Here is a 6,498-nt window from a genome sequence, read left to right as displayed (position 1 = left end):
CCACGCCCCCCGCCCCCCCCCCCCCCACCAACACCCCCCCAAACTCTTGCCGGGGGTGCCAACACTCTGGGGCCCGGGCCCGGCCGGGCCCCCCCCCCGGCCGGATCACTTGACGTACCGACCGATGTCGGTCGGAGTCTCGGAGCCGCTGCTGGTCCACTGGCCGTCCTTGACGACGCCGTACCAGACGCTGCTGTTGAACATCCGCGGGTACTGCTTGCTGGGACGCGTCCTGGTGAAGTCGAGCGGCGGGAAGTTCATGATCTGCACGCCGCTCATCCCGCCGAGCCGCTTCGCCAGGCCCTTGCCCGTGACGTCGTCGAGGCCGGTCAGGCCCTGCTTGAGCAGCAGCGTCGACGAGTAGCCGATCAGCGCGAACTCGTTCGGCACCGCCTTGGCGCTGTAGGCCTTGAGGTCGGCGAGGAACTTCCGCACCGACGGGTCGGAGCTGTTGGGCATCGGGGTGTCCGAGGCGCCCTTGATCCCGTCGGCGGTCTTGCCGAGCGCGGAGATGACCTGCGGCTGCAGGACGCCGGGCGAGGCGTACAGGGTCGCCTTGTTCCCGGCCTTGCGGACGGCGGCGAAGATCTTCGCCGCGTCGTTGCCGCCGCCTCCGAACGCGAGGCAGTCCGGGCTCTGGGCCAGCGCGTCCGCCACGGTCGGGGTCACGTCGGTGGTGCCGGAGGTGAACTTGATCGCGCCGTTGAAGGTCACCCCGGGCGCGCTGCCGAAGACGTCCTTCGCCTGCGCGTAGGTGACGTCGCTGCCGGCGTCGTTGGCGCCGATGAACACCGGCTTCTTGCAGCCGTCGTGCACCATCTGGCTGAACGTCCCGACGTACCCGCCGACCGTCCCGATGGCGACCGGGAAGGACACCTTGCTCTGGTACTCGGTCGGGGTGCCCTGCAGGTAGCCGACGTACGGGATGCTGCCGGCCTCCAGGACGGGCAGGGTCTGGCTCGGCGCGTACGGGTCGAACCCGCCGAGCACGGCGACCCACCGCTCCTGCACGGCGCGGCGGGCGCAGCTGGCGTCCCGGTTGGGGTCGCCGGCGTTGTCGCAGACCTTGAGCTCGATCTTCTTGCCGTGCACGCCCCCCGCGTCGTTGATCGCCTTGAGGCCGGCCCGGACGCCGTCCACCGACCAGGTGTTGACGAAGGCGGCCGAGGTCGCGGCGCTGGTGGTGGCGAACATGCCGACGGTGATCGTGTCGCCGCCGGATCCCTTGGCGCCGTCGCACGCGGCGAGGGGGAGGCTCCCCGCGAGCAGCGCGGCACCGAGCCGGAGTTTCGAAGCCATCGGTGGACCTTTCTCTAGTCGTTGACGTCGACCCAGGCGCCGCCTTCGGCGGACCGGAGGACGGCTGCGGTGATCCGGGCCGCGCGGAGCCCGTCGGCGAAGGTGGGCAGCCCGTCCGGGGCGGGGCCCGAGAGGGCCGAATAGGTGTCGGCCACGAAGGCGTCGAAGCAGTCCTGGTAGCCCTGCGGGTGTCCGGCGGGCAGGGCGTCGTAGCGGGTGGTCGCCTCGGCGGCCCGGAGGATCCGCTGGTTGACCGCGCGGGAGCCGACCCACAGCGTCTCGGGTGCCTCCTGGTCGAACGCCAGGCTCTCCGCGGCGCCGTCGGCGGAGAACCGGAGCCGGTTCTTGCGTCCCGGGCTGACCTGGCTGACCGTGAGGCTGCCCAGGGCGCCGCGGTCGGTCTCGAACAGCAGGACCGCGGCGTCCTCGGTGCGCACCGGACGGCCGCCGCGTTCCGCGACGGCCACGGTGGTGCGGGCCGCGAGCCGGACGATGCGGTGCCCGGTCACGAACTCGGCCAGGTCGCACCAGTGCACGCCGATGTCGGCGAACGCCCGCGACGGACCGCCGGACGCGGGGTCCACCCGCCAGTCGTCGTCGTCCTCGCCGGCCAGCCAGTCCTGGAGGTAGGAGCCGTGCAGCAGGCGCAGCGGCCCGGTGGCGCCGGCGGCGACGCGCTCTCGCGCCAGCCGCACGGTCGGGTAGAAGCGGTAGACGAACGGGACCGTCGCGGTGACTCCCGCGTCCGCGGCGAGCGCGGCCAGCTCGCGGGCCTCCTCGGCGCTGACGGCCAGCGGCTTCTCGCAGACGACGTGCTTGCCGGCGGCGAGCGCGCCGCGGACGAGGGCGCCGTGCGTCGCGTTCGGCGTGCAGACGTGGACCACGTCGACGTCGTCGGCGGCCAGCAGCGACTCGGCGGTGTCGCCCGCGTGGACGGCGCCGAACCGTTCCGCGGCGGTGCGGGACGACGCGGGCGTCGACCCCGCGACCCGCGCGAGGACCGCGCCGCCGCGCCGGATCGCCCTCGCGTGCACCGCTCCCATGAAGCCGGCGCCGATGACGCCCGCCCGGACCACGTCGCCCACGCGACCTCCCGTGTGACCTGGACAACTCGTTGCGCCGATACTTCTTCCTGTTAACGGAAGAAGTCAACGGTGTTACCAGCAAAATGCGTGATGGGAGGTATCGAAACCGCTGATGATCCCCGAAGCGGACCCGGTCATGTCGGCTTCAGCAAGAGCGACTTTTGCTGACGGTCGGATGATGTTGTTAGTCTGCTGATGTGCCAAGCGATCGCATCACCGGACTCGCCGCCGTCCTCGACGCCGTGCGCGGCGGTCCCCACATGACCCAGCCGATGCTCGTCGAACGCGTCGGCCTCGGCCGCAGCGTGGTCGCTCAGCGCGTCGCCGAGCTGGAGGCCGCGGGCATCATCGAGGGCGCGGGACTCGGCCCGTCCTCGGGCGGACGCGCGCCCCGGCAACTGCGGCTGCGGGGGGACCGCGGCCGGATCCTCGGCGTCGACATCGCCGCCACCGAGCTGGTCGTCGGGCTCGCCGACCTCGGCGGCACCCTGCTCGCCACCCGCCAGCAGGCGATCGACGTCGCCGACGGGCCGGAGCCGGTGCTCTCGCTGGCCGAGAAGCTGGCCGACGAGCTGATCGGGACGGGCGCGACGCCGATCTGGGCGATCGGCGTCGGCGTGCCCGGACCGGTGGAGTTCCGCAGCGGTCTTCCGGTGGTGCCGCCCATCATGCCGGGCTGGGACCGCTATCCGATCCGCGACCGCTTCACCGCCCGCTACGGGGCCCCGGTATGGGTCGACAACGACGTCAACGTGATGGCGCTGGGAGAGCTGCGCTCCGAACCCCGTGCACCGGAGACCGAGCACATGCTCTACGTCCGCGCGGGCATCGGCATCGGCGCCGCCATCGTCATGGACGGCCGGCTCTACCGCGGGGCCAACGGCTCGGCCGGCGACATCGGCCATGTCGCGATCCCCGAGGGAGGCAACACCGTCTGCCGCTGCGGGAACATCGGCTGCCTGGAGGCGGTGGCCGGCGGTACCGCGCTCGCACGGGAAGGCCGGATGCTCGCCGAGACCAGGCAGAGCCCCGCCTTGGCCGCCGTCCTCGCCACGTCCCAGGAGGTGCGCCCGATCGACGTCACGCAGGCGGCGGCCCAGGGGGACCACGCCGCCCGGGCGCTGCTGCAGCGCACGTCGGCCCTGCTCGGCGGCACGCTGGCCACCCTGGTCAGCTTCTACAACCCGGCGCACCTGGTGCTCGGCGGCGGCATCGTCCGGGCCAAGGAACACGTCCTCGACACCATCCGCGAATCCATCCGCCGCCGGGCGCTTCCGCTGGCGACCCAGAACCTGCGGATCGACGTGGCGGCCCTGCCCGAGGAGCTCTCCGGCGTGACCGGAGCCGTGCATCTCGCCCTTGACGAGGTGTTCTCCGCCGCGAGCCTGGAGACCTGGCTGACGGCGGGCTCGCCGCGGATGTCCGGCGCCGGCGGGGAAACGCCCGCTCCCCGATGACCCGCGGCGGTCACCGCTCGGCGCGAGACCTCGGCGGGCGACCTCAGCGGGGGGCCTTCAACTCGGCGGCGGCTTCCACCAGCAGCTCGCGCAGCCACGCGTGCGCGACGTCGCTGCGGTACATCGGATGCCACCAGAACGCCTCGGCGAGCGGCACCGCCTCGAAGGGGCAGTCGAGGACGCGCACTCCGCTGGCGTCCGCGATCCTGCGGGCCAGCTGCTCCTGCAGGAGGGCGATCCGATCGCTGCCGGCGATGAGGAACGGCATCTGCAGGAAGCCGTCCACGACGATCTCGACCCGCGGCTCGACGCCGATCATGCGCAGCTGCTGTGCGGCGGGAGCGAAGGCCGTAGGCCGGTGGTACAGCATGACCCACGGCATCTCCTTCAGCTGCGCCAGGCTGAGCCGAGCCCCGACCGCCGGGTTGTCCCGTGCCACGACGCAGACCCAGCGATCCTCGTAGAGGTCCGTGTACGGCATGTCGGCCAGGAATCCGTGGGGCAGGACGACGCCGTCGACGGTGCGCAGGGTTTCCGCCGCGTGGTCGACCACGTGCGGGCCGGTCTGCTGCATCCGCAGCCGCACTCCCGGCGCCCGCTCGGCCACCAGCCGCGCGACGACCGGGCCGAGCACCGCCACCGCGTAGTCCGACGTGATGATCGTGAACTCCCGCTCGACCGTCGCCGGGTCGAACTCGGCCCGGACGTCGAAGACGCGGCGTATGCCGTCCACCGCCGGCGGCGTCCGCGCCGCCACCTGCACGGCCAGCGGCGTCAGCTCGTAGCGGCCGCCCGTCCGATGCAGCAGCTCGTCGCCGAAGTGCCGGCGCAGCCGCGCCAGCGCGGCACTGACCGTCGGCTGGCTGCAGCCGAGCTGCTCCGCGGCCCGCGTGACGTTGCGCTCGCGCAGCAGCACGTCCAGCGTGACCAGCAGATTCAGGTCGAGATTGACCAGCAGGCGATCGACGGACATGCGCCAACTATAGGCATCCGTAATGGAGGCCAAGGAGAGATCGTCCAAGCCGATGACTCCGGCTCCGAGGTCGCATCCGGAGATCTCGCCGGAGGGATGCAACAGCGGGAGGCTTTCCGCGTCTCTTGGCGTGAATTCAAAACCGGATCTTCTGCCCGCTGCACGCCCGGCCACGGCCGCGCGCCCCGGCCCGCCCACCGAAGACGCAGGTCGGCGCGGGGAGGCGGGGCGAGAGCGGGGGAGTGCCTGGCTCCTTCCCTCGGTGCCGGCCCTGCTGGCGCTGGCGATGGGCGTCTGGGGAGCCGGACGGCTGCCGCTGTGGCGTGACGAGGCGATCACGTCCGAGATCGCCCGCCGCTCGGTCCCCGACATCCTGTGGTGCGCCTGGCACATCGACGCCGTCCACGCCGCCTACTACCTGTTCATGCACTGCGTCGTGCAGATCTTCGGGGCCGGCGAGTTCGCGTTGCGGCTCCCGTCGATCGCGGCGTTCGCGGCCACGGCGGCGGGCATCACCGTCCTCGGTCGCAGGATCATGTCCGGGCCCGCCGGGCTGGTCGCGGGCCTGCTCTACACCGCGGCTCCGTTCGCCAGCCGCTACGCGCACGAGGCCCGGTCCTACTCCCTGGTCGCGGCGCTCACCGTGTGGCTGACCGTGCTGTTCGTGGACTTGGCGGAACGGGGCTCGCGGCGCCGGTACGCCGCCTATGGCGCGGGCGTCGCTCTGCTGGGGCTGGTCCACTTGTTCGCACTGCTGATCCTTCCCGCCCACCTGGCGACCCTCCTACTGACGCGCCGCACCGGGGCGATGCTGCGCCGGTGGTCCGCCGCCGCGGCGGGAGCGGTCGTCGCGGTGAGCCCGCTGATCGCGCTGGCCGTGACCCAGCGCAACGCCCTGGACTGGCTGACGCGCCCGGGATGGCGCGACGCGCTCTTCCTCGCCGAGGCGTTCACCGGCCCCCCGAAGGCGGCGTACCTGCTCGGCGCTGCGATGGCGGTGGGCCTGATCACGGCGCGGCGCCGCGGCCCGATCGGCCTGCAGGCCCTGGCTCTGCCGTGGCTGCTGCTGCCCGCGACGGTGCTGCTCCTGGTCTCCCAGTTCCATCCCTTCTACACGGGCCGCTACGTGATCGGCAGCCTGCCCGCCATGACGCTGCCGGCCGCCGCTGGACTCGCCCGCCTGCCCTACCGGACGTGGATCGCGCCGCTCGTCGCGATGGCCGTCATCGTGGAACCGCTGCACGTCGCGCAGCGCCGCCCGGAGAACTGGTGGGATAACCTCCGCGGGGCCGCGGCGATCGTCAAGCGGGAGGCCCGGCCGGGTGATGCGATCCTCTTCCTCACGGCGGACCGGCGTTCGATCGCCGAGGCGTACCCGGAGGCGTTCCACGGGCTGCGCGACATCGCGCTGCGGCGGACCCCCGCCGAGGCGGGCAATTTCGGCGGCACCGAGTTCGACCCGGCCGAGATCGGCCGCCGGGTCGCCCGTGCCTCGACGACCCGGGTCTGGCTGCTGGAGGGACCCTGGCGCGCGCCGTCCCTGGTCCCGCAGGACCGCGCGAAGGTCGACGCCCTGCAGCGGGACTTCCGGCAGGCCGGTGTCTGGCGTGTCCGCGGCGTCACGCTGTCGCTGTTCCAGCGGTAGACGGCCCGCCGAAAAAGATCGGCCACCCGTGCAACATCG

Annotated in this window: 5 protein-coding genes; 2 read left to right on the top strand and 3 right to left on the bottom strand. The window is 72.7% G+C overall.

The window, feature by feature from the left end; genetic code table 11:
• Window positions 1-105: 105 nt before the first annotated feature.
• Window positions 106-1,299: an ABC transporter substrate-binding protein gene (locus ABZ914_RS16165; RefSeq protein WP_500193679.1), complete on the bottom strand. Its 1,194-nt coding sequence runs from the start codon at window positions 1,297-1,299 to the stop codon at window positions 106-108.
• A 14-nt stretch (window positions 1,300-1,313) separates the two neighbouring features.
• Window positions 1,314-2,384 carry a Gfo/Idh/MocA family protein gene (locus tag ABZ914_RS16160; protein ID WP_500193678.1) on the bottom strand — a complete coding sequence of 357 codons (1,071 nt, stop codon included), beginning with the start codon at window positions 2,382-2,384 and terminating at the stop codon, window positions 1,314-1,316.
• Window positions 2,385-2,581: 197 nt separating this feature from the next.
• Between ABZ914_RS16160 and ABZ914_RS16155 the strand changes: the two genes are divergently transcribed.
• Window positions 2,582-3,841 carry an ROK family transcriptional regulator gene (locus ABZ914_RS16155; RefSeq protein WP_500193677.1) on the top strand — a complete coding sequence of 420 codons (1,260 nt, stop codon included), beginning with the start codon at window positions 2,582-2,584 and terminating at the stop codon, window positions 3,839-3,841.
• 43 nt (window positions 3,842-3,884) lie between these two features.
• On the opposite strand, the gene ABZ914_RS16150 is transcribed toward ABZ914_RS16155, so the two are convergent.
• Window positions 3,885-4,814: a LysR family transcriptional regulator gene (locus tag ABZ914_RS16150; RefSeq protein WP_500193676.1), complete on the bottom strand. Its 930-nt coding sequence runs from the start codon at window positions 4,812-4,814 to the stop codon at window positions 3,885-3,887.
• 262 nt (window positions 4,815-5,076) lie between these two features.
• Between ABZ914_RS16150 and ABZ914_RS16145 the strand changes: the two genes are divergently transcribed.
• The gene (locus tag ABZ914_RS16145; RefSeq protein ID WP_500193675.1) at window positions 5,077-6,459 is read left to right on the top strand and encodes a glycosyltransferase family 39 protein; all 1,383 of its coding nucleotides are present in this window, start codon (window positions 5,077-5,079) and stop codon (window positions 6,457-6,459) included.
• Window positions 6,460-6,498: the final 39 nt, after the last annotated feature.

This window comes from Spirillospora sp. NPDC046719, from assembly GCF_040645715.1.
Lineage (GTDB): Bacteria > Actinomycetota > Actinomycetes > Streptosporangiales > Streptosporangiaceae > Spirillospora.
This window is presented reverse-complemented; position numbering and strand designations above follow the sequence as displayed.